At 67.3% G+C, this 26,711-nt stretch carries 28 protein-coding genes; 14 read left to right on the top strand and 14 right to left on the bottom strand.

Annotated elements, in window-relative coordinates:
- Window positions 1-200: 200 nt before the first annotated feature.
- The 3 genes from GZH52_RS15820 to GZH52_RS15810 are packed head-to-tail and all read right to left on the bottom strand — an operon-like array spanning window position 201 to window position 1,799.
- Entirely contained in the window at window positions 201-662 is a 462-nt protein-coding gene (locus GZH52_RS15820) for a SixA phosphatase family protein (protein WP_163317909.1), read from the bottom strand.
- Between the two features lie 58 nt (window positions 663-720).
- Complete coding sequence (locus tag GZH52_RS15815; RefSeq protein ID WP_163317908.1) at window positions 721-1,452, bottom strand: LrgB family protein; 732 nt, start codon at window positions 1,450-1,452, stop codon at window positions 721-723.
- A complete protein-coding gene (locus GZH52_RS15810) occupies window positions 1,449-1,799 on the bottom strand; it encodes a CidA/LrgA family protein (protein WP_163317907.1) in 351 nt (116 codons plus the stop codon). The genes GZH52_RS15815 and GZH52_RS15810 overlap by 4 nt, the downstream gene beginning before the upstream one ends.
- A gap of 57 nt (window positions 1,800-1,856) precedes the next feature.
- Between GZH52_RS15810 and GZH52_RS15805 the strand changes: the two genes are divergently transcribed.
- Window positions 1,857-2,408 (top strand): chorismate--pyruvate lyase family protein, encoded by a 552-nt coding sequence (locus GZH52_RS15805; protein WP_163317906.1) that lies wholly within the window; start codon window positions 1,857-1,859, stop codon window positions 2,406-2,408.
- Window positions 2,378-3,253, top strand: coding sequence for a 4-hydroxybenzoate octaprenyltransferase (gene ubiA / locus GZH52_RS15800; RefSeq protein ID WP_163317905.1), 876 nt, complete (start codon window positions 2,378-2,380; stop codon window positions 3,251-3,253). The genes GZH52_RS15805 and ubiA overlap by 31 nt, the downstream gene beginning before the upstream one ends.
- Here the strand turns inward: ubiA and GZH52_RS15795 are convergent.
- The 6 genes from GZH52_RS15795 to GZH52_RS15770 form a co-directional block, all read right to left on the bottom strand.
- Window positions 3,231-3,668, bottom strand: coding sequence for a hypothetical protein (locus GZH52_RS15795; RefSeq protein WP_163317904.1), 438 nt, complete (start codon window positions 3,666-3,668; stop codon window positions 3,231-3,233). The two genes, ubiA and GZH52_RS15795, sit on opposite strands and share 23 nt — an antisense overlap.
- Window positions 3,665-4,381, bottom strand: a complete 717-nt coding sequence (locus tag GZH52_RS15790; RefSeq protein WP_163317903.1) for an NUDIX domain-containing protein — start codon at window positions 4,379-4,381, stop codon at window positions 3,665-3,667. Before GZH52_RS15790 ends, GZH52_RS15795 begins: the two co-directional genes overlap by 4 nt.
- Window positions 4,381-5,250 carry an ATP-binding protein gene (locus tag GZH52_RS15785; protein ID WP_163317902.1) on the bottom strand — a complete coding sequence of 290 codons (870 nt, stop codon included), beginning with the start codon at window positions 5,248-5,250 and terminating at the stop codon, window positions 4,381-4,383. The genes GZH52_RS15790 and GZH52_RS15785 overlap by 1 nt, the downstream gene beginning before the upstream one ends.
- Before the next feature lie 68 nt (window positions 5,251-5,318).
- Window positions 5,319-5,987, bottom strand: a complete 669-nt coding sequence (locus tag GZH52_RS15780; protein ID WP_163317901.1) for a histidinol-phosphatase — start codon at window positions 5,985-5,987, stop codon at window positions 5,319-5,321.
- Complete coding sequence (hda, locus tag GZH52_RS15775) at window positions 5,984-6,661, bottom strand: DnaA regulatory inactivator Hda (protein ID WP_163317900.1); 678 nt, start codon at window positions 6,659-6,661, stop codon at window positions 5,984-5,986. Before hda ends, GZH52_RS15780 begins: the two co-directional genes overlap by 4 nt.
- Before the next feature lie 35 nt (window positions 6,662-6,696).
- A complete protein-coding gene (locus tag GZH52_RS15770) occupies window positions 6,697-7,773 on the bottom strand; it encodes an AI-2E family transporter (RefSeq protein WP_203525807.1) in 1,077 nt (358 codons plus the stop codon).
- A gap of 84 nt (window positions 7,774-7,857) precedes the next feature.
- Between GZH52_RS15770 and purM the strand changes: the two genes are divergently transcribed.
- From purM to GZH52_RS15725, 9 genes are all read left to right on the top strand, one after another.
- Window positions 7,858-8,895: a phosphoribosylformylglycinamidine cyclo-ligase gene (purM, locus tag GZH52_RS15765; RefSeq protein WP_163317899.1), complete on the top strand. Its 1,038-nt coding sequence runs from the start codon at window positions 7,858-7,860 to the stop codon at window positions 8,893-8,895.
- Window positions 8,896-9,003: 108 nt separating this feature from the next.
- The gene (gene purN / locus GZH52_RS15760) at window positions 9,004-9,642 is read left to right on the top strand and encodes a phosphoribosylglycinamide formyltransferase (RefSeq protein WP_163317898.1); all 639 of its coding nucleotides are present in this window, start codon (window positions 9,004-9,006) and stop codon (window positions 9,640-9,642) included.
- Window positions 9,642-10,787, top strand: coding sequence for a DUF3108 domain-containing protein (locus GZH52_RS15755; RefSeq protein ID WP_163317897.1), 1,146 nt, complete (start codon window positions 9,642-9,644; stop codon window positions 10,785-10,787). The genes purN and GZH52_RS15755 overlap by 1 nt, the downstream gene beginning before the upstream one ends.
- On the top strand, window positions 10,783-12,033 hold the full coding sequence (locus GZH52_RS15750; RefSeq protein WP_432417445.1) for an RsmB/NOP family class I SAM-dependent RNA methyltransferase: 1,251 nt from the start codon (window positions 10,783-10,785) through the stop codon (window positions 12,031-12,033). Before GZH52_RS15755 ends, GZH52_RS15750 begins: the two co-directional genes overlap by 5 nt.
- A gap of 24 nt (window positions 12,034-12,057) precedes the next feature.
- Entirely contained in the window at window positions 12,058-13,404 is a 1,347-nt protein-coding gene (locus GZH52_RS15745) for a chloride channel protein (RefSeq protein WP_163317895.1), read from the top strand.
- Window positions 13,405-13,484: 80 nt separating this feature from the next.
- A complete protein-coding gene (gene grxD, locus GZH52_RS15740) occupies window positions 13,485-13,811 on the top strand; it encodes a Grx4 family monothiol glutaredoxin (protein ID WP_163317894.1) in 327 nt (108 codons plus the stop codon).
- A gap of 168 nt (window positions 13,812-13,979) precedes the next feature.
- Complete coding sequence (gene upp, locus GZH52_RS15735; RefSeq protein WP_163317893.1) at window positions 13,980-14,612, top strand: uracil phosphoribosyltransferase; 633 nt, start codon at window positions 13,980-13,982, stop codon at window positions 14,610-14,612.
- Between the two features lie 84 nt (window positions 14,613-14,696).
- The gene (locus tag GZH52_RS15730; RefSeq protein ID WP_163317892.1) at window positions 14,697-15,941 is read left to right on the top strand and encodes a uracil-xanthine permease family protein; all 1,245 of its coding nucleotides are present in this window, start codon (window positions 14,697-14,699) and stop codon (window positions 15,939-15,941) included.
- A gap of 130 nt (window positions 15,942-16,071) precedes the next feature.
- Window positions 16,072-16,245, top strand: a complete 174-nt coding sequence (locus GZH52_RS15725; RefSeq protein ID WP_163317891.1) for a hypothetical protein — start codon at window positions 16,072-16,074, stop codon at window positions 16,243-16,245.
- A 43-nt stretch (window positions 16,246-16,288) separates the two neighbouring features.
- Here the strand turns inward: GZH52_RS15725 and GZH52_RS15720 are convergent, their stop codons facing one another.
- Complete coding sequence (locus GZH52_RS15720; RefSeq protein ID WP_163317890.1) at window positions 16,289-19,126, bottom strand: FAD-binding and (Fe-S)-binding domain-containing protein; 2,838 nt, start codon at window positions 19,124-19,126, stop codon at window positions 16,289-16,291.
- Window positions 19,127-19,247: 121 nt separating this feature from the next.
- Between GZH52_RS15720 and GZH52_RS15715 the strand changes: the two genes are divergently transcribed.
- Window positions 19,248-19,802 carry a hydrolase gene (locus tag GZH52_RS15715; protein ID WP_163317889.1) on the top strand — a complete coding sequence of 185 codons (555 nt, stop codon included), beginning with the start codon at window positions 19,248-19,250 and terminating at the stop codon, window positions 19,800-19,802.
- Window positions 19,803-19,872: 70 nt separating this feature from the next.
- Here the strand turns inward: GZH52_RS15715 and GZH52_RS15710 are convergent, their stop codons facing one another.
- The 4 genes from GZH52_RS15710 to GZH52_RS15695 all read right to left on the bottom strand — a co-directional run bounded on the left by GZH52_RS15710 (window position 19,873) and on the right by GZH52_RS15695 (window position 25,954).
- A complete protein-coding gene (locus tag GZH52_RS15710; protein WP_203525806.1) occupies window positions 19,873-22,635 on the bottom strand; it encodes a hypothetical protein in 2,763 nt (920 codons plus the stop codon).
- 337 nt (window positions 22,636-22,972) lie between these two features.
- Window positions 22,973-23,653: an ATP-binding cassette domain-containing protein gene (locus GZH52_RS15705; protein WP_163317887.1), complete on the bottom strand. Its 681-nt coding sequence runs from the start codon at window positions 23,651-23,653 to the stop codon at window positions 22,973-22,975.
- Window positions 23,646-24,860: an ABC transporter permease gene (locus tag GZH52_RS15700; protein ID WP_163317886.1), complete on the bottom strand. Its 1,215-nt coding sequence runs from the start codon at window positions 24,858-24,860 to the stop codon at window positions 23,646-23,648. The genes GZH52_RS15705 and GZH52_RS15700 overlap by 8 nt, the downstream gene beginning before the upstream one ends.
- Window positions 24,860-25,954, bottom strand: coding sequence for an efflux RND transporter periplasmic adaptor subunit (locus tag GZH52_RS15695; protein ID WP_163317885.1), 1,095 nt, complete (start codon window positions 25,952-25,954; stop codon window positions 24,860-24,862). The genes GZH52_RS15700 and GZH52_RS15695 overlap by 1 nt, the downstream gene beginning before the upstream one ends.
- Window positions 25,955-25,980: 26 nt before the next feature.
- On the opposite strand from GZH52_RS15695, the gene GZH52_RS15690 reads away from it, so the two are divergent.
- Both GZH52_RS15690 and GZH52_RS15685 read left to right on the top strand, forming a co-directional pair.
- Window positions 25,981-26,301: a DUF2322 family protein gene (locus GZH52_RS15690; protein WP_163317884.1), complete on the top strand. Its 321-nt coding sequence runs from the start codon at window positions 25,981-25,983 to the stop codon at window positions 26,299-26,301.
- 12 nt (window positions 26,302-26,313) lie between these two features.
- Window positions 26,314-26,610 (top strand): hypothetical protein, encoded by a 297-nt coding sequence (locus GZH52_RS15685; protein WP_163317883.1) that lies wholly within the window; start codon window positions 26,314-26,316, stop codon window positions 26,608-26,610.
- Window positions 26,611-26,711 lie beyond the last annotated feature (101 nt).

The following is a 26,711-nucleotide window of genomic DNA, read 5'->3' as shown; positions in this document are numbered from 1 at the left end:
TTCCTTCTCTTGCAGTGCAAGTGTTGGCTGCGCCAAGCACTCACACCTATCGGTTGTTCGTTCTGTTAAAGAGCAGTGACGTTTCGCGTTGTGTGCGCTGCGTCGAGGTGGCGAACTATACGTTTGCGGCCCGCCTCCGTCAACACCCGGCAGCAACAAAACCCGGACAAATTCGTCATACCATTGTTTTACAAGGAAAATCAGTTTTGCAGCATCGACACCGGCATCATCACGCGCAGGCGGACCTGCTCGAGGTCGCCGTGCGCCTTGTGCTGTAACCACCACACGCTGCCCTTCTTCACGCTGAAATACAGCGGCTGCTCGCACAGCAGGCTGGAAGCGATACGGCCGATATACGGCTGGTGACCGACGACGACGACGGTACGCGAGCCGCCATGCGGCCAGTTCAGCGCCTTTAGCACATCGGCCCAGCCGATGTCGGGGTTGATGCCGCTCTCCACCCGGAAGTCCTTGCGCAGATAGCTTGCCGTCTGCTGCGAACGCCGCGCTTCGGACGCCCATAATTCGTAATGCACGGGCAGGCGGTCGCGCAGCCAAGCCGCCATCTGACCGGCCTGCTTGTGGCCGCGGCGGGTCAGCGTCCGCGCCAGATCGTCGTTGCCGTCTTCCGCCTCGGCGTGTCGCCACAGGATCAGGTCCATACCGTCTGTCTCCGTTCTCTTGTTGGCCGCGCAGCTTCCAGTATCGCAGCCCGAGGCGTCAATGCCAGAAACGGGTCAGCAGTCGGAGTAGCAGCGGCGCGATCAAGGCGGTCATGAGGCCGTTAAGCCCCATCGCCAGCGCGGCGAACGCACCGGCGCCCTGCGAGATCTGGAACACGCGCGCGGTACCGATGCCGTGCGCGGCAACCCCGGTCGCAAAACCCAGCACCCGCTCGTCCATCAGGCCGAGCCGGGTAAACAGCGGGCGCACCAGCACCGCGCCGAGGATGCCGGAGACGATCACGAATGCCGCCGCCAGCGTCGGGTCGCCGCCGATCGCCTCGGCCACCCCCATCGCGATCGGCGTCGTCACCGAACGCGGCACCAGCGACAGCACCAGGGTTTCGGACAGACCAAACAGCCGCCCCAGCAGCACGCTGCTGGCAATCCCGATCAGCGAGCCGGCCAGCAGCGCCAGCGTCAACGCCACCGCCGAGCGGCGCAGCCTGGCGAACTGGTGGTAGAGCGGCACCGCCAGCGCGACGGTCGCCGGCCCCAGCAACAGCATCAGCAAACGCCCGCCTTCCATATAGGTGTCGACGCGGACGCCGCCGGCGAGTAGCACCGCGCCGACCAGCACGCAGCCGACCAGCACCGGGTTGCTCAGCGGGTGGCCGTGGCAGCGCCGGTTCAGCCAGAGGGCCACACGGTAGGCAAGCAGGGTGAGGAAGAGGCCGAACAGCGGCCCGCGGCTGACAGCGGACAGGGCGTCCAACACCGATGCACTCATCTCGCGGCCTCCTTGCGGGCCAGTAATGCACGCAACAGATAGGCCGTTCCCAGCAGCGGCAGCAGGGTCGACAGCAGCAACACCAGCGCAAGACGCCAGCCGGCATCGAGCAGTTGCGGCCACCACGCGAGCACGCCGACGCCGGCCGGGATGAACAGCAAGGACAGATGGCCCAGCAGGGTCGGTACCGAATGCTGCAGGCCCTCCGGCACCGAGCGGCGCGCCAAGAGCGTCAACAGCAGCAGCAACATGCCGACGACGGCCCCCGGCAGCGGCCAGCCGAAACAGCGCACGATGAATTCGCCGGCGAGCTGGTAGCCCAGCAACCAGATGACAGCTTCGAGCATGCGGATTCCTCCTTCCGATGGACGACAATCGCCAGCCACGTTTGGCATAATGCGCCGATGACTTTCACCCCACCGCTGTGGCAGGCGAGCGCACCGGCCGTCACGCCCGCACTCCAGGGCGCGCTGACCGCAGCCGGCTCGCTGACCGAGTACCTGCAGGCCAGCGGGCGTCTGTTTGCCGTCGACGTTTTATTCCAAGGGAATAGTACCGCGCTGCAAGACGAAGCGGCACTACTGGGAAACCCGTCTGCCGCCTACGCCCGCCACGTCGCGCTGACGCTGGACGGCCAAACCGTGGTGGTCGCGCGCAGCGTATGCCGCGCCGACTGTCCGCACTGGCAAGAGCGGCTTAACCGCGGTCGCCGCTCGCTGGGGCTGACGCTGTTCGGCGAGATGCCGACGCTCGCGCGTGGCGCGCTTGCCTACGCGCGGCTCGGCGCGGGCGACCCGCGCCACGCGCTCGCCGCGCCGTTCGGGGCGCAAGGCGCGCTGCCGGCACGCCGCTGCCTGTTCAGCTTTGAAGGCGCTCCGCTGATCGTCACCGAACTCTTCCTGCCCGCACTCGAACTGCTGACCCCATGTCCATACCCGCCCGTGAAGACCGCCTGACCGTCTACCTGCAACTGATGCGCGCCGACAAGCCGATCGGCACCCTGCTCTTGCTGTGGCCGACGCTGTGGGGGCTGTGGCTGGCGGGCACCGGCAAGCCCGACTGGCTGATTGTCGCCATCTTTGCCGCCGGCACCTTTTTGATGCGTTCGGCCGGCTGCGTGATCAACGACTACGCAGACCGCCATTTCGACGCACATGTGGAACGCACGCGCCACCGGCCGTTCGCGCGCGGCGCGGTCAGCGAGAAGGAGGCGCTGCTGCTGGCGCTCGCGCTCGCGCTGCTTTCCTTCGTGCTGGTGCTGCCGCTAAACAAGTTGACCTGGCTGATGAGCGTGCCGGCGCTGCTGCTCGCGGCGAGCTACCCGTTCACCAAGCGCTTCTTCCCGCTGCCGCAGGCCTATCTCGGCCTCGCCTTCTCGTTCGGCATCCCGATGGCGTTCGCCGCGCAGACAGAAAGCGTGCCGGCGATCGCGTGGCTGCTGTTGGCGGCCAACCTGTGCTGGACCGTCGCCTACGACACCGAGTACGCGATCGTCGACAAGCCGGACGACCTGAAGATCGGCATCCGCACGTCGGCGATCACCTTCGGCCGTTACGACGTCGCCGCGGTGATGCTCTGCCACGCGCTGTTCCTCGCGCTGATGGTGGCCGTCGGCCTCGTCGCCGAACTTGGCTGGCCTTACTACCTGAGCCTGACCGTGGCAGCCGGGCTGATCGCGCGCCAGTACGCGGACATCCGCGGGCGCGACCGCGCGCGATGCTTCAAGGCCTTCCTCGACAACAACCGGGTCGGCCTTGCCGTGTTCGCCGGCGTCGCGCTCAGCTACTGGCTGCCGCTGTAGCGAACGGTACGACCAGCCGGCGCGTGCCCAGCTGCAGCGTCATCAGCCAGTTGCGGCTCTGGCTCACGCACACCGGCAACTGCACGCGCGCGACCCAGCGCCCGTCCTCGCGCACGAAGCGATAACGGTTGAAGCCCATGTCCATGTCGGCCATCGCGAATTCGGCGGTGGGCGCGTCGCCGACCTCGCCCATCAGCGCGATCTCGAACGGTTTGCCTTCCAGCGGTGCACTGGCAAAGCGCAGTTCACCGCCGCCGGGCAAGACGCACGCAGCGCCCACCGTACAGGCGACGGTCTCGGTCTGCGGCACCGCCGGCTGCGAACGCCACCACCAGCCAAGCAAGGCCAGCTTGAGCGCGGCGAGCAAAAAGAGCGCGACGGCGAGCCACAGCCATTTCTTGCGGTCCATCTTCATGCGTCCGCCTCCAGCACGCCGTGCGCGCCGTGTTCGAGCGCGACAGCCAGCGCCGCACCCGCCGCGTACACCGGCAGCGGCCAACCATCGTTGACCACCCGGTCGAACGTATCCCACTCCCCTGCCGCGTCGGCCACCGCAAAGTCGAAGCCCAGCCGGGCCGCCTCGGAGAGCTCGGCCGCCGAGCCCACACAGGCGCCGGCCCACGGCGCGTCCGGACGCCCGCTGCGTTGCCAGTCGTTTAGCGCCAGCAGCACGCCGGCCTCGTTACCGATGGCAAAGCCCCCATCCACGCCGACCCGCAGCGACAGCGGCAGGCTCAAGGCGCGCAGGATGGGGCCATTGGCCGGCAACATCGGCGCGACGCGCTCCTCGCCCGGTTTCTGCCAGGCAAACGACTGCCCTTCGTGCGGGCGCGGCGTTCCCGCCCACGACCAGACGCGGAAGAAGGTCAGGTGCACCGACGCGTGTTCGTAATGGTGGACGCGGGTCAGCCACGGCGTCGCGTGCTCCACCCGGACGCCCATCTCCTCGTCGAATTCGCGCGCGAGCGCCGCAAACAGCGTCTCGCCCGGCTCGACCTTGCCGCCGGGAAACTCCCAGTAGCCGGCGTACGGTTTACCCTCGGGGCGCGAGCCCAGCATGTAGCGGCCGTCGGCGTCGATCAGCGCGCCGGCGACCACCGCGATGGTCTTGCCTGTGTTGTCCTTCATCAGAATGCCTTGCGTTCCTTTTGTGTGCGTCCGGCCCAGTCGCAGGCGAACTGCCACGCGACCCGCCCCGAGCGGCTGCCGCGCGCGAGCGACCATTGCAGCGCGGCGCGCTCGGCGGCGGCGTCCATCGCCAGCGAGAAGTGGCCGAGCCAGCCGGCGACCGCCGTCAGGTAGGCGTCCTGGTCGAAAGGGTAGAACGACAGCCACAGGCCGAAGCGGTCGGACAGCGAGATTTTTTCCTCGATCGCCTCGCCCGGGTGGATCTCGCCGCTCTCGCTCTTCCCGTCGCGGTTTTCGCTGAGGCGCTCAGGCAACAGGTGGCGGCGGTTGCTGGTTGCGTAGACGAGCAGGTTGCCGGCGCGCGGCGCGACGCCGCCGTCCAGTTGCGACTTGAGCGCCTTGTAGCCGTCCTCACCCTCCTCGAACGACAGGTCGTCGCAGAACAGGATGAAGCGCTCGGGCCGATTCTTCACGATGTCGACGATCTGCGGCAAGTCGCCCAGGTGCGTCTTGTCGACCTCGATCACGCGCAAGCCCTTCTCGGCGAACTCGGCGAGCAGCGCCTTGATCAGCGAGGACTTGCCGGTACCGCGCGCGCCGGTGAGCAGCGCGTTGTTGGCCGGCCGCCCCTTGAGGAAGTGGCGGGTGTTGCGTACCAGCGCCTCCTTCTGCCGCTCGACGCTGGAGAGTTCGTCCAGCCGGATGCTGTGCGGCTGGTATACCGGCTCCAGCCAGCTGGCCAGCCCCTGGCGGCGCCAGCGGAAAGCCGGTGCCGTCCAGTCGGGCGCCGGTTGCAGCGGCGGCAGCAGCGGCTCCAGTCTGGCCAACACTTGCTCGGCCCTCTCCAGAAAGGCGTTCAACCTGTCCATGCGTCCCCCTTGCTTGTCCATAAGAAAAAGGCCGCGGCAGGCTTGCCGCGGCCCGGTGCGCGAACCGTTCAGTCGCGCAGCGTGATCACCGGCCAGCCGTGCGAGATCGCGTGTTCGCGCAGCGCGTCGTCCGGGTCGACCGCGACCGGGTCGCTCACCAGCGAAAGCAGCGGCAGGTCGTTGCGCGAGTCGCTGTAGAAGAAACTGTGCCCGAAGCTTGCGAGCGTCTGACCACGCGCGGCCAGCCACTCGTTCAGGCGGGTGATCTTGCCGTCCTTGAAGCTCGGCGTGCCGGTGTAGCGGCCGGTGTAGCGGCCGTCAGCGTCTTCCTCGAGTTCGACCGCGATCAGGTGCTCGACGCCCAGCTCGCGCGCGATCGGCCCGGTGATGAAGCGGTTGGTCGCGGTGACGATCATCACCAGGTCGCCCTGGGCCTGATGCGCGGCCACCAGCGCGCGCGCCTTGGCCGGAATGATGGGCAGGATATGCTCGCCCATGTACGCGGCGTGCAGGCGGTCGAGTTCTTCGCGCGTAAAGCGGGCCAAAGGCGCCAGCTGGAATTCGAGGAAGGCGTCGATGTCGAGGGTGCCGGCCTTGTACTGTTCGTAGAAGTAGTCGTTGTGGCGGGCGTGGTGTTCGGCGTCGAGGATGCCGCGGCCGATCAGGAATTTCGGCCACTCGACGTCGGAGTCGCCGGCCAGCAGGGTGTTGTCGAGGTCGAACAGCGCAAGGTTCATGGGGCTTCGTTTCGGGTCGTTTGCAGGATGTTCTTCACCAGCGGCACCGTGATCGGCCGCTGCAGCGCCAAGGAATAGCGATCCAGCGTGTCGAGCATGTCGATCAGGCTGGAGAGGTCGCGCCGCCAGTGCGTGAGCAGGTAGCGGAACACGTCGTCGGGGATCGCCAGCTGGCGCTCGGCGGCGTGCCGCTTGAGCGCGGCGAGCTTGTCGTCGTCGGACAGCGCCTTGACCTGGAACACCAGCCCCCAGCCCAGGCGGGTGCGCAAATCGTCGCGCACCGGCAGGCGCATCGGCGGCAGGCGGCCGGCCATCAACAGGCGCCCCTCGCCGCTTTCCTTCAGCGAGTTGTAGATCGAGAACAGCGTGATCTGGTCGTCCGGGGTCAGGTCGTCGACATGGTCGACCGCGATGAAGCTCGCCTCGCGCGCGAAGTCGGGCAGGTGCTCGGTCTTGGCGTCGAGGTAGATCGCCGCGCGGCCGGTGCGCTCGGCGTGGGCAATCCACGCCTGCAAGAGGTGCGTCTTGCCGCAGCCGGGCGCACCCCACAGGTACACGAAGCGTTCGCCCGACGCGTCGTTGAGCGCGGCGATGATCTCGCGGTTATGCTCGGCGAGAAAGTTGTCGAAGCCGGGCGTCGGCGTCGGCGTCAGGTCGAGGACGAGTTGATCCAAAATGCGTTCTGGGTGTGTCTGCGATAAAAAGCCGTTTAGCGCCCGATTTTACGCTGATAGAAGCGCGAGGTGAAATAGCGCGCCAGCAAGCTGCGCGCGAGCACCATCACGATCGCCGCCAAGGGCAGCGCCAGCAGCACGCCGGTAAAGCCCATCAGCTGGCCGAATGCCATCAGCGCGAAGATCACCGCCATCGGCGACAGGCCGATGCGCTCGCCGACCAGATAAGGCGTGACGACGAAGCTCTCCAGCGTCTGCCCGGCCATGAATACCCCCCACACCAGCGCAAGCCCCGAGAGCGTGCCGAACTGCAACAGCGCCGCCAGCGTCGCCAGCAACAGGCCGATGAAAGCGCCAAGGTAGGGGATGAACACCAGAAGGCCGGCAACGATGCCGATGGCGAGGCCGGACTCGAGCCCGGTCAGCATCAGCCCGCCGCCGTACACCGCCGCCATGATCAGCATCACCGAGATCTGCCCGCGCAGGAACTCGCCCAACACCTGGTCGAGCTCGCCGGTGACGCGGCCGACCTCTGCCGCCCAGCGTCTGGGCACCAGCGTCGCCACCCAGCGGCACATGCGCGGCCAGTCGAGCAGGAAGTAGTAGAGCAGCAGCGGCAACAGCACCATGTTCGACACCAAATCGAACAGCACGGCGCCGCCGTGCGTCAGCTGCGGCCACAGTTGCTCGAGCGCCTTGCGCAGCGCGCCGCCCTGGTCGGATAGCGCGTTGCGCCAGGTGTCGGCGTTGAGCACGATCTTGACGCCGAAACGCGCGTCCAGCCACGGCAGGAAGCGGTGCTGCACGAAGTCGATGAAGGCCGGCAGCCGCGCGGCGAGCGCCTGCGCCTGCTCGATCAGCATCGGCACCACGACCAAGAGCAGCAGCGAGATCAGCAGCATGCCGCCGGCCATCACCAGCAAGGACGCGAGCGGGCGGCCGACGCGGTGGCGGGTCAGCGTGCCGACCAGCGGGTCGAGGATGTAGGCGAGCACCGCGGCGACGACGAAGGGCGTAAGCACGCCGGCGAGGCTGATGACCAGCCAGAAAAAGAGGACACCGCACGCGACGGCGACCAGCCATGGCATCAGCGAGTTGGCAGAGCGTTTCATCTTTGATTCGGGTAGAATATCGGCGCTTTCGTTCAGGCGAAAGTTTGAAGTAAAACAAACACGTTAGCAGAAAGCGAGTCGACCTTGAACACCACGGCCCTCAGTTACCGCGACGCAGGCGTAGACATCGACGCCGGCGACGCGCTCGTCGAAAACATCAAACCGTTCGCCAAACGCACCATGCGCCCCGAGGTGCTCGGCGGACTCGGTGGTTTCGGCGCACTGGTGGAAATCTCCAAGAAATACCGCGAACCGGTCCTCGTCTCGGGCACCGACGGCGTCGGCACCAAGCTCAAGCTCGCCTTCGACTGGAACCGTCACGACACCGTCGGTATCGACCTGGTCGCCATGAGCGTCAACGACATTCTGGTACAGGGCGCAGAGCCGCTGTTCTTCCTCGACTACTTCGCGTGCGGCAAGCTTGACGTCGCGCAGGCGACCGACGTGATCAAGGGCATCGCCGCAGGCTGCGAGATGGCAGGCTGCGCGCTGATCGGCGGCGAGACCGCCGAAATGCCGGGCATGTACCCGGTCGGCGAGTACGACCTGGCGGGCTTTGCCGTCGGCGTCGTCGAGAAGAGCCGCGTGATCACCGGCCGCGACATCGCGCCGGGCGACGTGGTGCTCGGCCTCGCGTCCAACGGCGTGCACTCGAACGGCTACTCGCTGGTGCGCAAGATCATCGAGCGCGCGACCCCGGATCTTGACGCCGAATTCGACGGCGGCAAGACGCTGCGCGAAGCGGTGATCGCGCCGACCCGCATCTATGTGAAGCCGCTGCTCAAGCTGATGGCCGAACTGCCGGTCAAGGGCATGGCGCACATCACCGGCGGCGGCATTACCGAGAACACTCCGCGCGTACTGCCGGAGAACTGCGTCGCGCGCATCGACGCCGCCGCGTGGCCGCTGCCCAAGCTGTTCCAGTGGCTACAGGAACAGGGCCAGGTCGACGCGCAGGAGATGTACCGCACGTTCAACTGCGGCATCGGCATGGTCGTCATCGTCGCTGCCGAGCACGCCGACGCCGCGGCCGAGCTGCTGCGCGCCGAGGGCGAGACCGTGTACTGCATCGGCCGCGTCGACGCGCGCGCCGGCGACGAACACCAGACCCAGGTCCGCTGACCCGCCACCACAACAAGGCCGAAGGCCGACGACGCCGTGCCGCGCCCGCATCCGGGGCGGTGCGGCGTTTATTGCTTCTGGCGTGCAAACCGCTAGCGTGAAACCATCATGAAACGAATTGTCATCCTGATTTCCGGCCGGGGCTCGAACATGCAGGCCATCTGCGAACAAGAGATGTCCGGCGCCGCCGTCGTCGCCGTCATCGCCAACCGCCCGGACGCGGCGGGCCTGGCCTGGGCGGCCGCGCACGGCATTAAAGCCCGCGTGGTCGACCACAAGGCCTACCCGGACCGCGCGTCATTCGATTTGGCGCTCGCCGAGGTGATCGACGGCTACGCGCCGGACCTTGTCGTACTGGCCGGCTTCATGCGCATCCTCGGCGCCGACTTCACCCGCCGCTACGAGGGGCGCATGCTCAACGTGCACCCGTCCTTGCTGCCGGCGTTCACCGGCCTCAACACCCACCAGCGGGCGATCGACGCCGGCTGCCGCGTCGCCGGCTGCACCGTGCACTTCGTGACGGCCGAGCTTGACCACGGCCCGATCGTGGCGCAAGGTGCGGTCCCCGTGCTCGAGGGCGATACCGCGGCGACGCTGGCCGAACGCGTGCTCGCTGCCGAACACCGCCTGTATCCGGCCGCGGTGCGCGACTTCGTCGCCGGCCGCCTGACGCTGGCGAACGGCCGCGTACACCGCGTGGCTGCCGCCAACGCCGGCGCGCAGTTGCTGAGCCCCGCCGAGGCCTGATGAAACACGCGCGGCCCCTGCTGATCGCCGTCGCCCTCTCGCTCGCCGTCCACCTCGCGGTGTTCGGCGGTGGACATTGGCGCTGGCCGGACGCCGCGCAGGACATGGCGGTCAAGCCGCTGACCGCGCAATTGCGCAAGCTGGAACTGGACGCGCAGCACGAGGTGCCGCCCGCGCGGCCGACCGTGCGCCTCACGCCCAGGCAGGCGGATGCGGCGCTGGCCGCCGCCCGCCCCGCGCCGCGCAAGGCCGAGGCGTCGGCACCGCAGGCGGAGGCGTCGGCCGCGCGTGCCGATACGCGCGCGACCAGCCCCCCAGGCGACGAGGCGCCGCCGTTCGCGCCGGCACCGCCCGCGCAGACGGCCGCAAGCTCGATCGCCCGTGCGGCCGAGGCGCTCGACGCGCTCGCGAGCGCGCCTGCTGCAGTGGCCGCGCCCGTCGCCGAAGCCACGGCGCAGGACGATGGCCGGATCCGGCCCGCGACGCCGATCACCGCCTTCCCGGATCAGGCGACGCTGCACTACCACGCCTACTACGGCAATATCCAGGTCGGCAGCGGGCTGATCCACTGGCAACGCCAGGGCGGCCGCTACCACCTGGAGGCGCGCGTCAAGGGGCTGTTCAGCCCGCTGCTGCGCTACGTCTCCGAAGGGCGGGCGGCCGGCGGCAAGCTTGCGCCGGAGCGCTACCAGGCGTGGCGAGACGAGGCGCCGCGCGAATACGCGCGTTTCGACCGCGAGGACAAGCGCCTCGACTTCGGCGACAAGCAGGAGGCTAGCGTGCCGCTCGAGCCCGGCGCGCAGGACGTACTGAGCCTGGGCTTCGCGCTGGCGCTGGCCGGTGGCGAGCCCGCGGCGGGCGACACGCAGATCACCACCGGCAAGAAGGTGTACGGCTTCAGGCTGCGCCCGTCCGGCGAGGCCGACTACGACACCGGCGACGGTGCCATCCGCGTGGTGCTGGTGCGCGCCGGCGAAGGCGCCAACCGCAACGAGTACTGGCTGGCGCCGGACTTCGCCAACCTGCCGGTGCGCATCGTGCGCGCCGACGAAAAAAAGACGCTCGAACTTCGGGCTTACCGTATCGACATTGCAGGCAGCCCCGTGTGGACACTGCCGCCCAGAAAGAACAGCCATGAAAATTAATCCGCTGCAGTTCCAGCAGACCGTGCGCGTCCTCGAGAAGATGCTGCGCTTCGAAAGCCCCGCCGACGCCGTGCTCTCCGGCTGGTTCCGCGAACACCGCGAACTGGGCGCCAACGACCGCCACGTGATCGCCGAGGCGAGCTTCACCATCCTGCGCCGGCTGGAGACGCTGCGCGCCTGGTGCGCACCGAAAAAGCCGAACGCGCGCCACCTGCTCTTGGTCGCGATGGCCAAGCTGTGGGGCACCAATATCAAGGAGTTCGGCGAGGCGGTGAACGAGGACGAGAAGACCTGGCTTGCCGCCGTCAAAGGCAAGACGCAGCCGGACAGCCTGGCAGCGCGCGCCGAGCTGCCTGCCTGGATCATCGAGCGGCTGGCCGACCAGGACGAAGAAGCGGTCATCGCGCTGGGCCGCGCGCTGATGCAGCCGGCACCGCTCGACCTGCGCGTGAACACGCTGAAGGCGCGCCGCGCGCAGGTGCTCGACCTGTTGCGCGACGAGGGCTTCGAAGCCGAGGCGACGCCTTACTCGCCGCTGGGCATTCGTCTGGCCGGCAAGCCGTCGATCAACCGCCACGAATGCTTCCTGCGCGGCGAGATCGAGGTGCAGGACGAGGGCAGCCAGCTGCTGGGGCTGATCACCGGCGCGCGCCGCGGCGAGATGGTGGTCGACTTCTGCGCCGGTGCCGGCGGCAAGACGCTGCTGCTGGGTGCACAGATGAACTCGACCGGCCGCCTCTACGCGTTCGACGTCTCCGAGAAGCGCCTGGCCAACCTCAAGCCGCGCCTCGCGCGCTCCGGCCTCTCCAACGTGCACCCGACGCTGATCGCGCACGAGAACGACGTGAAGGTCAAACGCCTGGCCGGCAAGGCGCAGCGGGTGCTGGTCGACGCGCCGTGCTCGGGGCTGGGCACGCTCAGGCGCAACCCCGACCTCAAGTACCGGCAGAGCCCGGAATCGATCGCCGAGCTGAACGTCAAGCAGGCGTCCATCCTCGCCTCCGCCGCACGGCTGGTGGCCCCAGGCGGCCGTCTGGTGTACGCGACGTGCAGCCTGCTGCCACAGGAAAACATGGGCATCGTCGAAGGCTTCCTCGCCGCGCACCCCGACTTCGAGCTGACGCCGGTCGACGCCGTGCTCGCGGAACAAAAGATTCCGCTCGCTGTCGGTGACGTGTTACAACTGAACCCTGCCGTGCACCAGACTGACGGCTTCTTCGCCGCCGTACTCACCCGCAAACCGTAACAGAGGACCGCCGCCGCCGTGCCCTTGTCGCCGCCGTCTGCCATCGTCGCCACCAGCCGCCGTGTCAGCCGGCGCATGGGTTTCCTGTTCCTGACCCTGCGGCTGTGGCGACGGCGGCTGGAACTGTGGGTGGCGGCGATCCTGATCGGCTTGGTCGCGGTGGTGTTCAGCCTCGGCGGCCACGCGCTGCACGAACTGTTCTTCCGCGTTTACGAGCACTCGCCGCACTGGGCCTTGCTGATCACTCCGCTCGGGCTCGCGCTGTCGGTCTACCTGTCGCGCCACGTGCTGGTCGGCGCCGGCGGCGGCGGCATCCCGCAAAGCATCGCCGCGCTGGAAGCGGACGCCAGCTTGCTGCGCGAGCGCTTCCTGACGCTGAAGGTCGCCGTCGGCAAGACCTTCCTCACCCTGCTGGGCATCGGCTCGGGCGCGACCTTCGGCTACGAGGGGCCGATCGTGCAGATCGGCGCCGCGATCAAGTACCGGCTGGGCATCCGCGGCATCGGCGCCGGCGGTTACGGCCGCGGCCTGATCCTCGCCGGCAGCGCGGCCGGCGTCGCCGCCGCCTTCAACGCGCCGCTCGCCGGCATCGTGTTCGCGATCGAGGAGATGGGGCGCACCTTCAACCAGAAGGCGAGCTCGACCATCCTGCTCTCGGTGATCATCGCCGGCCTCACCGCGTACGCCTTCCTCGGCAACTACAGCTACTTCGGCACCGCGTCGGTCTCCATCCACTACCTGCGCGGCTGGACGGCGATCCTCGCCACTGGGCTGGCCGGCGGCGTCGCCGGCGGGCTGACCGCCCGCGCCGTCCTCGCCATGAGCGGTGCGCTGCCCGGCCCGCTGGAAAAATTCCGCCGGGGCATGCCCATCCTGTTTGCCGCCGCCTGCGGCCTCGCCATCGCCGTCATCGGCATTGCCAACGACGGCGTGACCTTCGGCACCGGCTACTTCCGCGCACGCGACATCATCGAAGGCCATACCGAAGGGCTGGAAAACTACGGCCTGCTCAAGCTCGCGACCCTGCTGTTGAGCTACCTGTCGGGCGCGACCGGCGGCATCTTCGCGCCGGCGCTGTCGGTCGGCGCCGGCATCGGCCTGAACGTCGCCGCGTGGCTGCCCTCGCAGCCGGAGACCGCGGTAGTGCTGCTGGGCATGGTCGCCTTCTTCGCCGGCATGACACGCGCACCGGTGACCGGCTTCGTGATCGTGATGGAGATGACCGACTCGTCGACCATGCTGATCCCGCTGATGGCCAGCGCGCTGATCGCCGCCGCGGTGTCGCGCCTCTTCAACCGGCACTCGCTGTACGACGCGCAGGCGCGGATACTGCTGCGCACGCTGCGCGCGGCGCGCACCCCGGCAAATTGACCCGGATGCCATGGCAAGGCTAGAATTTCCAACCGACCAGCTCGGGTATTCGGGCGCCAGACCACAATAAAGGGAACACCATGAACATCCAGGACACCATCCGCGACACCGTCACCCAGAATCCGGTCGTGCTCTACATGAAAGGCTCGCCGACCTTCCCGCAGTGCGGCTTCTCCGCACGCGCGGTACAGATCCTCAAGGCGTGCGGCGTCGCCGACTTCAAGGCGGTCGACGTGCTGCTCGACCCGGACGTGCGCCAGGGCATCAAGGACTACGCGAGCTGGCCGACCATCCCCCAGCTCTACATCGGCGGCGAATTCGTCGGCGGCTCGGACATCATGACCGAGCTCTACCAGAGCGGCGAGCTGCAGCAGATGCTGGAAGCGCTCGCCAAGCGACCCGCCTGACATCGCGCGCATCTGCTACCAAATCCATATGGATTTTGGTGGGAAAGTTGCGCTAGAATACGCCCCATTCGACCGGTTGCGCCCTGCGCAGCCGGTTTTGCACATCGAAAGCTGCCGATCCCGCCGCCTGACGGCGCTGGAGACGCAGCTTTTTCACAAGGGCACGCCATGAACATCACCGTCGTCAAACACCCGCTGGTTCAGCACAAGCTCGGTCTGCTGCGCGAGGGCGACATCAGCACCATGAAGTTCCGCCAGCTCACCCACGAACTCGCGCGTCTGCTCGCCTACGAGGCGACCCGCGACTTCGAGCTGGAATCCGTCACCATCGACGGCTGGTGCGGCCCGATCGACATCGAACAGATCAAGGGCAAGAAGGTCACCGTGGTGCCCATCCTGCGCGCCGGCCTCGGCATGCTCGACGGCGTGCTCGACCTGGTGCCGTCGGCCAAGATCAGCGTGGTCGGCCTCTACCGCAACGAAGAGACGCTGGAGCCGGTGCCCTACTTCGACAAGTTCGTCGATAGCCTGGACGAGCGCATCGCGATCGTGATCGACCCGATGCTCGCCACCGGCGGCTCGATGAACGCGACCATCGAGCTTCTGAAGCGCAAGGGCTGCAAGCAGATCAAGGCGGTGGTGATGGTCGCCGCCCCCGAAGGCGTGAAGGCCGTCAACGACGCGCACCCGGACGTCGAGATCGTTACCGCTTCGCTGGACAGCCACCTCAACGAGAACGGCTACATCATCCCGGGCCTGGGCGACGCCGGCGACAAGATCTTCGGCACCAAGCACGCCTGAGCACAGTCATTGCATATCAAACGCCGCCCGCTTCGCAGGCGGCGTTTTTTTGAGAACCACCATTTACAACACAAGGGGAAAACCATGTTTCAACACGTGAAACAGGCGGTGTCGGGGGCGCAGATCCTGTTCGTCGCCTTCGGCGCGCTGGTGCTGGTGCCGCTGCTCACCGGGCTCAACCCGGCGATGGCACTGCTGGGCGCCGGCGTCGGCACGCTGCTGTTCCAGCTCATTACCGGCTTCTCGGTGCCGATCTTCCTGGGGTCGAGCTTCGCCTTCATCGGCCCGATCATCTACTCGATGCAGACCTGGGGCATGGGCGCGACCATGTTCGGCCTGTTTTGTGCAGGCTTCATGTACTTCGTGGTCGCCGCCATCGTGCGCTGGCGCGGCATGGAACTGGTCAACCGCCTGCTGCCGCCGGTGGTAATCGGCCCGGTCATCATGATCATCGGCCTGTCGGTCGCCGGCGCCGCGTCGAATATGGCGATGGGCCGCGCCGGTGGCGCGCAGGTGATGCCGTACGAGAGCTCGCTGTTGCTGGCGGCGATCTCGCTGACCACCACCATCGTGGTGTCGATCTTCGCGCGCGGCATGTTCCGCCTGGTGCCGATCCTGGCCGGCGTCACCGTCGGTTATATCGCCGCAGCCTTCATGGGCGCGGTCGACTTCGCCAAGATCGCCAACGCCCCGTGGTTCGCCATCCCCGAGTTCCACTCGCCCGAGGTGAACTGGGCGGCGGCGATGTTCATGCTGCCGGTGGCGATCGCCCCGGCCATCGAGCATATCGGCGGCGTGATGGCGATCGGCGGCGTGACCGGCAAGGACTACACCAAGACGCCGGGCCTGCACCGCACGCTGGCCGGCGACGGCCTGGGCGTGTGCTTCGCCGGTCTGGTCGGCGGCCCGCCGGTAACCACCTACGCCGAAGTGACCGGCGCGGTGATGATCACCCGCAACTTCAACCCGCGCATCATGACGTGGGCGGCGCTGTTCGCCATCTGCATGGCGTTCTTCGGCAAGTTCAACGCGCTGCTGCAGTCGATCCCGATGCCGGTGATGGGCGGCATCATGGTGCTCTTGTTCGGCACCATCGCGTCGATCGGCCTGAAGACGCTGATCGAATCCAAAGTCGACCTGATGGAGCCGCGCAACCTGGTGATCATTTCGGTGGTGCTGACCGCCGGCATCGGCGCGCTCGAACTGAAGATCGGCTCGTTCAGCCTGGTCGGCGTCGGCCTGTGCTCGGTGCTCGCCATCGTGCTCAACCTGATCCTGCCAATGAAGTCGGCCGCACACGAAGGCATCGTCGAAGGCCAGGACGTCTGAGCCCCTGCCCTGCGCGGCCGGAATACACCGGCCGCGCGGGGCATGTCGCGCCGCTGGCCGCCGATGTCGGCAATGAGAAAGACAAACGACTGTTTTAAAAAGACAATCCCTCCATCACAGGAGAGATAAAATGACGACTCTGGTCGCGTGCGCGCTGGTCTACTTTTTCGTGCTGCCGATTGTCGGCGGCGCACTGGCCTACCTGAGGGGCGACGTCGCCGCCGAGTTCAAGCAGGCCGGCGAAGCCGAACGGGTGCCACTGTTCAACCCCTTCTACAGCAAGTCGCCGTTCAACCTCAGCTGAACGGCCCTCGCCCGAAAAGGCAGACGCGTCGCGTCTGCCTTTTTTATTGCGCGTTATCCGCCTTCGCACGCGTCGCGCGGTCGACCAGCACCATCAGGTGGCGGTAGCTGAGGCCCGAATGCTCGGAGAGACCGACCTCGCAGGTCGCGCTGTTGCTGTAGCCGGCCACGCAGCCGGCCACCTCTTCCCTGAGCGTGGCGAGCGCCGACGCGTTGAGTTCGGGGTGGCTGAAGCCCTTGTCGCCGGCAAAGCCGCAGCAGGTGACGCCGGCGGGCTCGACCACCTCGCGCGCGCAGCGGCGTGCCAGCGCGTTCAGCACGCCAGCGTGGCCGGTGCGCCGCATCGAACACACCACGTGCAGCGCGACCTTCTCGTCCTGCGGCTCGAAGACGAGCCACTCGGACGCCACCTCGAGCACGAAGCGCGTCACGTCGTACACCTTGAGCCGGGCGTCGGCCAGGCCGTCGAGCAATGCCGCCGTGCACACGCCGTTGTCGACGACAATCGGCCAGCGCCCGCCCTCGCTCGCGTCAAACAGCGCGGCCGATAGTTCGGCGAGCTTGTCCGCGGCGACCGCCGCCGCCCCCTTGGACTTGAACGGCGTGCCGCAGCACAGCCCTGACAGGTCCTGCGGGTAAAGCACCGCATAACCCGCCTTGGCGAGCACCGAGGTCACCGTGTCGCCGACCGTGCGCGCGCCGGCGTCGCCCGGTGCCATCGCGCGGGTCAGGCAGGACGGCAGGTAGACCACCTTGCGCGCGCTGCCCGCCACGCCCGTTTTCGGCTCGAAACGCCCGCCGCGCGGGAAGGACGGCGAGAAATGCGGCACCTTGCGACCGAACAGCGCGCGCGCGCCGGCAAACAGGCGGCCGCTGGCCTTGTCCCCCGCTACCGTGCGCAGCGCGGACACCGCCCCCAGCGCGCCGCGGGCGGCGCCGAGCGCGGCGCCGTAGTGGCGGGCGACACTGGCGGCGGCACGCGCGCCGCCCTCGCCCAGCCGCTGGCCGCGCAGCTTGAGGGTGAGTTCGCCGGTATTGATGCCGACCGGACACACCGTCGCGCACAAGCCGCACGCGGCGCAGGTCTCCTCGCCCGCGTACACGTAGTCCGCCTCGAGGCAGGCGAGCCGTGCCGGGTCTTCGCCGTCGCCCGCCAGCCGCGCGATCTCGCGGCGGGCGACGATGCGCTGGCGCGGCGTCAGCGTCAGCGCGCGGCTCGGGCACTGCCCCTCGCAGAAGCCGCATTCGATGCAGCGGTCGACGATGGCGTCGGTCGCCGGCAGCGCCTTCAGGTGCTTCATGTGCAAGCGGGGGTCGCCGCTCAGGATCACGTCGGGGTTGAGCAGGCCCTGCGGGTCGAACAGCGCCTTGATCTCGCGCATCACCTGGTACGCGTCGCGCCCCCACTCCAGCTCGACAAACGGCGCCATATTGCGCCCGGTACCGTGCTCGGCCTTGACCGCGCCCTCGTATTCGACCGCGACCAGATGGCAGACGTCATCCAGGAAAGCCTCGTAGCGCGCGGCGCTGTCCCCTTGGGCGAAATCCGGCGTGAACACGAAGTGCAGGTTGCCCTCCAGCGCGTGCCCGAAGATGATCGCGTCACGGTAGCCATGCTTGTCGAACAAGGCCTGCAGGGCCAGCGTACCGTCGGCCAGCGCGTCGACCGGGAACACTACGTCCTCGATGATCACCGTGGTACCGATCTCGCGCATGGCGCCGACGCTGGGGAACATTCCCTTGCGGATCGCCCACAGCCGCGCGCTCTCGGCCGCATCGTCGGTGAACGCGACCTCGCCCAGCACCGGCGCGCTGGCGAGCCAGCCGCTGACCTCTGCAACCTGTCCGGCCAGCGCTGACGCGTCGGCGGCGCGCGTCTCGACCAGCAAGGCGGCCGCGCCGTCCGGCAGTTCGGCGATATGGCCAGGCACGCCCGCCTTGTGTTCGACCGAGCGCAGGCTCGCACGGTCGAGCAGTTCGGCGGCGGCGACCACGTCCTTGTGGCCGGCGAGCAACGCGACCACCCGGCACGCGGCGTGGATGTCCGGGTAGCACACCAGCGCGCTCGCCTTGCACGGCAACTCCTCGACCGTGCGGTACACCACCTCGCTGACAAAACCCAGCGTCCCTTCGCTGCCTATCATCAGGCGCAGCAGCATCTGCAGCGGGTCGTCAAAATCGACCAGCGCGTTCAGGCTGTAGCCGGTGGTGTTCTTCATCTTGTACTTGCGCGCGATCCGCGCGGCCAGCGCCGCATCGGCCCGCACCCGCGCCGACAGCGCGGCGAGCCCGGAGAGCAGGCCAGCGTGGCGCTCGCGGAATCCGGCGACGCTATCCGCGTCGGCGGTGTCGAGCAGGCTGCCGTCGGCGAGGATCAGGCGCAGGCTCTCGACGGTGCGGTAGCTGTTCTGCGCGGTGCCGCAGCACATCCCGCTCGAATTGTTGGCGACGATGCCGCCTATCATCGCCGCGCCTATGGTCGCCGGGTCCGGCCCGATCTTGCGCCCGTAAGGCGCGAGCGAGGCGTTGGCGACCGCGCCGACCACCCCCGGCTGCAGACGGATGCGCGCACCGCCGTCCAGCACCTCGCAGCCCTTCCAGCCGTCGGTCGCAACCATCAGGATGGAGTCGCTCACCGCCTGCCCGGACAGCGAGGTGCCCGCCGCGCGGAAGGTCACCGGCAGCGACAAGTCGCGCGCCGCGGCGAGCACCGTCTGCACCTCGGCCTCGCTTGTCACGCGCACCACCACCTGCGGGTTCAGCCGGTAGCACGACGCGTCGGTGCCGTAGGCCAGCGTGGAGAGCGGGTCGGTATGGATACGCCGCGCATCGAGGTGGCCGGCGAGGCGGCGGACGAATTCGCGGTAAGCTTCGGACAGCATCAGGCAACCCCTGTGTCGCGGAATGACCGCACCATTATGACACCGGGGGCTGACGCACACCGCTAGGGGATGCCCCCAAAGCCGGCACGGGCTATGCTAGGCAGATATCAAGGAGAAACCCATGCTGATGAACCGAGCCCGCGCCACCTTGCTGGTGGTCGACGTCCAGGAAAAACTGCTGCCGGCGATCGACGGCGCCGAAGCGCTCGCCGCGCGCCTCGCATGGCTGGTCGGCGCCGCCAACGACTGCGACCTGCCGGTGGTGTTCTCCGAGCAGTACCCGCAGGGGCTGGGGCCGACCATCGCCTCGCTCAAGGCGCTCGCGCCGGCCGCTCAGACCGTCGACAAGCTGCATTTTTCCTGCACCGCAGCCGGCTGCCTGCCCGCCGGGCTGCTGGCGCGCAAGCAGGTGATCGTGTGCGGGATGGAAACGCATGTGTGCGTGCTGCAGACCGTGCTCGGCCTGCTGCAACTGGGCAAGCAGGTATTCGTCGTCGCCGACGCGGTCGGCAGCCGTGCTGACAGCGACAAGGCGCTCGGCCTGCAAAGAATGCGGGACGCCGGCGCGGTGCTGGTCAGCCGCGAGATGGTGCTGTTCGAGATGCTGGAAAAATCCGGCAGCGAGCACTTCAAGGCGATGAGCAGGAAGTACCTGCAAGGCGCACGCCCTGCCTGATCCTTGCTGACTCACACGATGTAAAAAAGGGGCGCCCGATCCGGGCGCCCCTATCACTTGCAAGTCCGGCTCAGTCGAGCGCGGCCATGCGAGCGTTACGGAAGTAGATGAAGCGGTCGTACGACAGCGGGCGGGTGTTCGCGAACAGATACATGCCCACCGACCAGTTGTACGGGTTGGTCGCAGCAGCTTGGGCGGTCACCATCGGCCGGTCGAACAACACCTTCCCGTTGACCGTGATCTTCAGGAAACCGCGGCCACCCTGAGCCGCCGTGCGCTCGTCGAGGTAGGTCTCGATCCGCACATCCTGCTCGGCGTTCGGGTCGAGATTGCCGACCTGGGTGATGCGCTGGCCTCCCTGCGAAGGGTCGATCCGCTCATCGAAGCTCAGCTGGAGCTTGCCCGGGTTGCTCGAGTCGGTGTCGACCGCCATCAGAAGCGCCGGGCCGATCCCGTGCGTCTTGACCTGCCAGATCGTCGCAGGCGACTCACCGGCCGGCGCCATATGCCACGGCTGGCCGAGGCGACGGCCACCTAGGCGGAACTGCAACTGCCACTCGTAGTGCTTGCGGGTAGAGAACTGGAACGCGTTGACCTGCGTGCGCAGCTTGTCCTCGACGATGCCGTCGCCCGCCACCACGCCGATCGCGGTGAAGTCGCCGTCCTTGAACACGCGATCCTTGACGCCTTCGTTGCTCAGGCTGTGGCCCATCACGTTCTGTGCCGACTGGGTCTGCGGGTTCCACACATTGATGGTCGCGATGTCCGAGCGGCCGATTTCCGCGTTGTAGAACGGTACGCTGCCGCCAAAGTCGTGCGTGATCTTGCTTGCGCCCAGATCGACCGGCACCTGGGTGTTGCCGAGAGTCGCCTTGTAGGGCGCGTAAGCCACATAGGCGCTGCCGCTGAGTGGCGGGAGCGGAGTTACCCCACCATCACCACCATCACCACCGTCACCACCACCGCTGCCACCATCGCCGCCAAGGTCGACCAGGCGTGCGCTCCGGAAGTAGATGAATCGGTCGTACGACAGCGGGCGGGTGTTCGCGAACAGATACATGCCCACCGACCAGTTGTACGGGCTGGCCGCACCGGCCTGTGCGGTAGCCATCGGCTTATCGAACAGCACTTGCCCATTGACCGTGATCTTCAGGAAGCCGCGGCCGCCCTGCGCCGTCGTGCGCTCGTCAAGGTAGGTCTCGACCCGCACATCCTGCTCGGTGTTCGGGTCGATATTGCCGACTTGGGTGATGCGCTGGCCGCCTTGCGTCGGGTCGATCCGCTCGTCGAAGCTCAGCTGGACCTTGCCCGGGTTGTTCGGGTCGGTGTCGACCGCCATCAGTAGCGCCGGGCCGATCCCGTTCGTCTTGATCTGCCAGATGGTCGCAGGCGACTCACCGGCCGGCGCCATATGCCACGGCTGGCCGAGGCGACGGCCGCCCAGGCGGAACTGCAGCTGCCACTCGTAGTGCTTGCGGGTAGAGAACTGGAACGCGTTGACCTGCGTGCGCAGCTTGTCCTCGACGATGCCGTCGCCTGCCACCACGCCGATTGCGGTGAATTCGCCGTCCTTGAACACGCGGTCCTTGACGCCCTCGTTGGTCAGGCTGTGGCCCATCACGTTCTGTGCCGACTGGGTCTGCGGGTTCCACACATTGATGGTCGCGATGTCCGAGCGGCCGATTTCCGCGTTGTAGAACGGTACGCTACCGCTAAAGTCGTGCGTGATCTTGCTTGCTCCGAGATCGACCGGTACCTGGGTGTTGCCGATGGTCGCCTGATAGGGGGCATGCGCCACGTAGGCATCCCCGCTCGGCGGTACCAGGCCACCATCACCACCCTCCCCTCCCGTGTCGCCACCGTTCGATTCGACCGCCATCAGGCGCGCGGTCTTGAAGTAGGCAAAACGATCGGCCTTGTTGGCCGGCGTATTCATGCTGATAGCCCAACCGTACGGGCTATACGCGCCAGCTTGCACGGTAGGCCCCTGCTGCTCGTGCACCACGCGGCCGTTGACGCTGATCCTGAGGAAGCCCTGGCCGCCCTGCTCGGCCGTCCGTTCGTCAAGGAAGGCTTCGATGCGCACGTCTTGCTCTGCCGCGGGATCCAATCCGCCCGTTTCGAGCACCCGCTTGGCACCCTGCGTCGGGTCGATGCGGGTGTCGAAATTCAGGCTCAGGCGGCTGCCATTGTTACGGTCGGTGTCGACGCCCATCATCAGCGCCGGAGCGAAGCCCGCACTCTGCAGCTGCCACAGGGTGGCCGGCGCCTCACCGGGGCGGGTCATCCTCCATTGCTGCGACAGGCTGCTGCCGGCCAGACGGAATTTCAGTTGCCATTCGAAGTGGCGGCGGGTCGGGATCTGGAACGCATTGACCTGCGTACGCTTGGTACCGTCGACTAGGCCGTCGCGCTTGCGCACACCGATCGCGGTGTAGCCGTCCTGCTTGAACACATAACCCGGTACGCCAGCGTCGTTCAGGCTGTGGCCGATCACGTTCTGCTGGCTACCCGTCTGCGGGTTCCAGACGTTGATCGTCCCGATATCGGAGCGGCCGATCTGCTGGTTAAAGAACGGCACGTTGCCGCTGAAATCGTGGGTAATTCTGTCTGCACCTAGGTCGACAGGCACGCTGTTCTCTCCGATCGTCGCGGCATAAGGCGCCGTCGCGACAAACACCTCGCGCGTGACACTGGCGGTGCGCAACTTGCGTCCGCTAGCAGCGTCCCCTTGCGACACCATGGGAGCAGCCCCCTCGTCAGCCGCACCAGTCCCGCTGCCGATACAGCCGGTCAGCATGGCCCCAAGCAGCGCCGGGAGGACAAGTTTCAATCTATTCATCAAAGCAACCAAATGCAATTCACAAAAAATTAATGCCCTCTGTCGTTCATCGATAAATTCGTCTGACAGAAGGCAAGCAGGCGCACACTATCCTACGCCGATAGTGAATTGTAAATAATTGATTCAATTGAATTTTTTATAGCAAATACTTAATTCATGAAATGCTCCCCACTGGAAGGCGTGCCTGAAAAGGCGTCAAAACATATGCATACGAAACGGCAAGAGATGTTCAACGCAATAGGGATTAGGCCAAGAAGCACAAAACCCATTTAGCATTTGATGTGGCAGATAAAAAACTGCACGTCCGCGATGAAAAAAGTGAATGCGCTCAGTTCTTTAGAGAGCCATCGACCAGCCGCACCTGCCGCCCGCAGCTGTCGGCGAGGCGCGCGTCGTGGGTGACGATCAGGAAGGTGGTGCCGTCTTCGCGGTTGATCTCGCGCATGAGCGCGAACACGTCGGCGGCGGTCTGGGTGTCGAGGTTGCCGGTCGGCTCGTCGGCGAGCACCAGCCGCGGGCGCGCCATCAGCGCGCGCACGATGGCGACGCGCTGCTGCTGGCCGCCGGAGAGCTGCACTGGCTGCTTGTACGCGTGTTCGGCCAGGCCAACCCGCTCGAGCAGTGCGGCGGCGCGGGTACGGTCGGCCGCGTCGACGCGGCCGTGCCCGGCGAACACCGGCATCAGCACGTTTTCTAGGGCAGTGAACGCCGGCAGCAGGTGATGGAACTGGAAGATGAAGCCGAGGTAGCGGTTGCGCAGCCGGGTGCGTGCGTCATCTCCCAGGTCGTGCGCGGCCTCGCCGGCGATGACGAGCCTGCCCTCGCTCGGCGGCTCGAGCAGGCCCATGATGTTGAGCAGGGTCGACTTGCCCGAGCCGGACGGCCCGGTCAGCGCTGCGAATTCGCCCTCGGCGAGCGAGAGGTCGATGCCGTGCAGCACCTCGATCAGCGGCGCCTTGCCTCCGCCGTAGCGCTTGCGGATACCGGTGAGGGTGAGTACGTCAGCCACGGATCGCCTCCACCGGGTCCAGCCTCGCCGCACGGCGGGCGGGCGCCCACGCGGCGAGCACGCCGACCGCCGTCGCGATCAGCGCGGTAACGACAAACAGCGAAGGGGTGACCACCACCGGGAACAAGGGCGAACCGTCGGTATTGCGTGCGATGCGGGTAAAGCCCAGCGCCAGCGCGGCGCCCAAAGCCGAGCCGAGCAAGGAGCCCGCCAGGCCGTACAGCGCGCCCTGCAGCAGGAATACCGCGCGGATGCGCGCCCCCGGCGTGCCCATCGCGCGCAGGATACCGATCTCGCGCTGCTTCTGCACCACCGACACCACCAGCACCGACGCGATGCCCAGCGCGACGGCCAGCGTGACGAACACCTTGATCATATTGCTCGACGCGCTCTGGCTACGCAGTGCCGTCACTAGTTGCGAGTTGGTCTCCTGCCAGCTGTCGGCGTCCAGCCCGGTGCGCGCGGCGGCAGCGGCGGCCAGCGCCTCGGCGTCGAACAGGTCGTCGGCGCGCAGGTAGATCTCGCTGATGTCGAGCCGGTAGCCCAGCTGGTTCTGCGCGCTGCGCAGCGGCATCAGCAGCCAGCGGCGCGACAAATCCTTCAAGCCGAAGTCGAGCAGCGCGGCGATGGTGTAGCTCTCGGCGCTGCCGGTGGCGGTGACCACCCGCAGGCGGTCGCCGACCTTGAGCCCCAGGTCGCGCGCAAGCTCGGTGCCTATCATCACGTCGCCGCTGGCCAGTCGCAGCCGGCCGGCGCGCAGCTTGCTCTCTAGCGGGACGATACGCTGGTAGTCGGCCAGCTCGACGCCCATCAGCACCACCGACTTGCGTACGCCGCCCTTGACCACGAAGCCGGGGCCGCTGGCGAGCGCGGCGCTGGCGGCGACGCCGGGCACCGTGTCGGCGGCGGCCTTCAGCCGCTGCCAGTTGCCGATGGTGTTCTCGCGCTGGGTGCGCGTCTCGACTTCGGCGAGCAGCGTCTCGCCCTCCGGCACCGTGATCTGGCGCAAGTTGACGTCCTCGCGCGGCTTGAGCGTTACGTGCGCCTGCGTCGACAGCGTCTTGTCGATGATGTTGGCCTGCAGGCCGCTGACAATCGCGGTGATGTAGACGACGACGGCGACGCCCAGCGTCACCCCGGCCAGGATCAGCCAGCTCTGGAAGCGGCCCTCGCGCATCAGCCGCCAGGCGACGGTCGGCACGAACATCAGCGTTCAGCCTTGGCGCGTGCACGCATGCCCGGCACCGCGTCCTGCCCCGGCAGCACCAGAAGATCCCCCGCCGCCAGCCCGGACAGCACCTCGACGCGGCCGTCAGCCTCGACGCCGATGCGCACCGGCACCGCCTCGACGCGGCCGCCGGCGAGACGCAACGCCTGGCGGCCACCCGCGCCGTCGCGCAGCGCGCCGGCAGGCACCGTCAGCGCCGAGGCCTTGCGCGCGGCAACCATCTCGGCCGACACCGTCATGTTGTGCGCGAGAAAGGCCGGCGGCGCGTCGGGCGCGAGGGTGACCTCGACCGTGCCGCGCTCGGCGTCGACGCGCGGCGCGATCTTCACCAGACGCGCGTCAAACGGCGCGTCCGGCCGCGCGTCGGCCGCCACCCGCGCACGCTGGCCGGGCGCGAGCCTCGCGAGGTAGCGCTCGTCCACATCAAGGCGGATCTCCCGCCCGGCTCCGGCGGCGAACGACAGCACCGGCTTGCCGGCGGTGACCAGGTCGCCGACCTCGACTTCGCGCGCGAGCAGCACGCCGTCGTGCGGCGCGCGCACCGACAACTGCGACAGGCGCGCCCGAGCGGCAGCGACCGAGCCGTTGGCGGCGTCGACGCGCGCGCGCGCAAGGCGGACCTTCTTGTCTTCGGCGTCGAGCGCGGCACCGCTGATGAAGCCCTGCGCAAACAGGCCCTGCTGGCGCGCGTACTGGCGATTGGCCTCGGCGAGTGTCGCCGCGGCTTCCTCGGCGGCCGCCCCGGCCTGTGCAAGCTGCGCGGCGACTTCGTCCGACTCGAGCGAGAGCAGCAGCGTGCCGGCCGCGACCCGCGCGCCTTCTTCTACCGGCGTCGCGCGCACGCGTGCGGTCAGCGTCGCGCCCAACGCGCTCTCGCTCGCTCCGGCCACCCGTCCGCTGGCGACCACGGTCAGCGTCAGCGGGCGCGCGGCGAGGCGCTCGACTTCAAGCTTCGGGCCGTACAGCACACGCGGCAGCACGAACCACGCGGCGGCGGCCAGCAAGACAAGCACGAGAACGATGTACAGCAAACGGCGGCGCGGCATGGCGAAGCCCGATAAAATGACATCCATCTTTTTACCACAGGGCCGACTCCGCCATGAACAGCTTCCAGCAACAACTCGCCGCATTGCCCGCCTGCGAGCACCTCGCCGCGATCGAACTGGCCGACCCGCAAGGGATGGTGCTCGCGCGCATCGCAAACGCGCCGGGCAGCGCGGGGTCGCTGCGCGTCTACCACGCGCTCGCCGCACGCTTCGGCGCGATCACCTCCGAAGCGGCTGCCGCCGGGCTGGAAATCTTCGCCGAGCACACCGAACACGCGCGTAACAATCCGGGCAGCCACCCGAATATCGACCGCCTGTTCGCGCTGGCGGCCGGTGAGCTGCCGGTGCTTGCCGTGCGCGAAGTCACGCGCTAGCAAGGGAAACTTATGGAGACCATAAATTGGAAGGATCGTGGTTCCTCTGTCGATATTGTAAAAAGTGTCAATGCAGAACGACATTTCACCGTCGTTGTTGAAGGAGCACTAGCAAAGGCATTTGGTGCTCACTTTGGCACAAGGGCTATTGGCCTCACTCCCGTTGAGGTGTCGGCGATTCTTGGCCTCACGGTTATCGTTGCGATTGGCTCCCTAACCCTCTACGCCTTGTCAAAGGGCTATAGAGTGACCGGAAAAGCAAGAACACCAGATGGTACTGAATATGAAATCTGCTTCGAGCCGACCTAGAACCCATTCTGATCTGGCCCGTATCTAAATCCACAACCCTCTGAAAGTGACAGACCGCCCATGGGCGGTCTGTCATTCACAAAGAACGAGCAGAGCACCCC

It is taken from the genome of Crenobacter caeni (assembly GCF_010435965.1).
Taxonomy (GTDB): Bacteria; Pseudomonadota; Gammaproteobacteria; order Burkholderiales; family Chromobacteriaceae; genus Craterilacuibacter; species Craterilacuibacter caeni.
This window is presented reverse-complemented; position numbering and strand designations above follow the sequence as displayed.

Bases quoted from the DNA above. Each gene is read 5' to 3' on its own strand.
- GZH52_RS15695 (WP_163317885.1), bottom strand. From the start codon at position 25,954: ATGGATGTCATTTTATCGGGCTTCGCCATGCCGCGCCGCCGTTTGCTG.
- GZH52_RS15755 (WP_163317897.1), top strand. From the start codon at position 9,642: ATGAAACACGCGCGGCCCCTGCTGATCGCCGTCGCCCTCTCGCTCGCC.
- GZH52_RS15720 (WP_163317890.1), bottom strand. From the start codon at position 19,126: ATGCTGTCCGAAGCTTACCGCGAATTCGTCCGCCGCCTCGCCGGCCAC.
- GZH52_RS15685 (WP_163317883.1), top strand. From the start codon at position 26,314: ATGGAGACCATAAATTGGAAGGATCGTGGTTCCTCTGTCGATATTGTA.
- ubiA (WP_163317905.1), top strand. From the start codon at position 2,378: ATGTCCATACCCGCCCGTGAAGACCGCCTGACCGTCTACCTGCAACTG.
- GZH52_RS15780 (WP_163317901.1), bottom strand. From the start codon at position 5,987: ATGAACCTTGCGCTGTTCGACCTCGACAACACCCTGCTGGCCGGCGAC.
- GZH52_RS15690 (WP_163317884.1), top strand. From the start codon at position 25,981: ATGAACAGCTTCCAGCAACAACTCGCCGCATTGCCCGCCTGCGAGCAC.
- GZH52_RS15785 (WP_163317902.1), bottom strand. From the start codon at position 5,250: ATGGACAGGTTGAACGCCTTTCTGGAGAGGGCCGAGCAAGTGTTGGCC.
- GZH52_RS15790 (WP_163317903.1), bottom strand. From the start codon at position 4,381: ATGAAGGACAACACAGGCAAGACCATCGCGGTGGTCGCCGGCGCGCTG.
- GZH52_RS15805 (WP_163317906.1), top strand. From the start codon at position 1,857: ATGACTTTCACCCCACCGCTGTGGCAGGCGAGCGCACCGGCCGTCACG.
- GZH52_RS15770 (WP_203525807.1), bottom strand. From the start codon at position 7,773: ATGAAACGCTCTGCCAACTCGCTGATGCCATGGCTGGTCGCCGTCGCG.
- grxD (WP_163317894.1), top strand. From the start codon at position 13,485: ATGAACATCCAGGACACCATCCGCGACACCGTCACCCAGAATCCGGTC.
- upp (WP_163317893.1), top strand. From the start codon at position 13,980: ATGAACATCACCGTCGTCAAACACCCGCTGGTTCAGCACAAGCTCGGT.
- GZH52_RS15715 (WP_163317889.1), top strand. From the start codon at position 19,248: ATGCTGATGAACCGAGCCCGCGCCACCTTGCTGGTGGTCGACGTCCAG.
- GZH52_RS15700 (WP_163317886.1), bottom strand. From the start codon at position 24,860: ATGTTCGTGCCGACCGTCGCCTGGCGGCTGATGCGCGAGGGCCGCTTC.
- GZH52_RS15795 (WP_163317904.1), bottom strand. From the start codon at position 3,668: ATGAAGATGGACCGCAAGAAATGGCTGTGGCTCGCCGTCGCGCTCTTT.
- GZH52_RS15810 (WP_163317907.1), bottom strand. From the start codon at position 1,799: ATGCTCGAAGCTGTCATCTGGTTGCTGGGCTACCAGCTCGCCGGCGAA.
- GZH52_RS15730 (WP_163317892.1), top strand. From the start codon at position 14,697: ATGTTTCAACACGTGAAACAGGCGGTGTCGGGGGCGCAGATCCTGTTC.
- GZH52_RS15820 (WP_163317909.1), bottom strand. From the start codon at position 662: ATGGACCTGATCCTGTGGCGACACGCCGAGGCGGAAGACGGCAACGAC.
- GZH52_RS15725 (WP_163317891.1), top strand. From the start codon at position 16,072: ATGACGACTCTGGTCGCGTGCGCGCTGGTCTACTTTTTCGTGCTGCCG.
- purN (WP_163317898.1), top strand. From the start codon at position 9,004: ATGAAACGAATTGTCATCCTGATTTCCGGCCGGGGCTCGAACATGCAG.
- GZH52_RS15815 (WP_163317908.1), bottom strand. From the start codon at position 1,452: ATGAGTGCATCGGTGTTGGACGCCCTGTCCGCTGTCAGCCGCGGGCCG.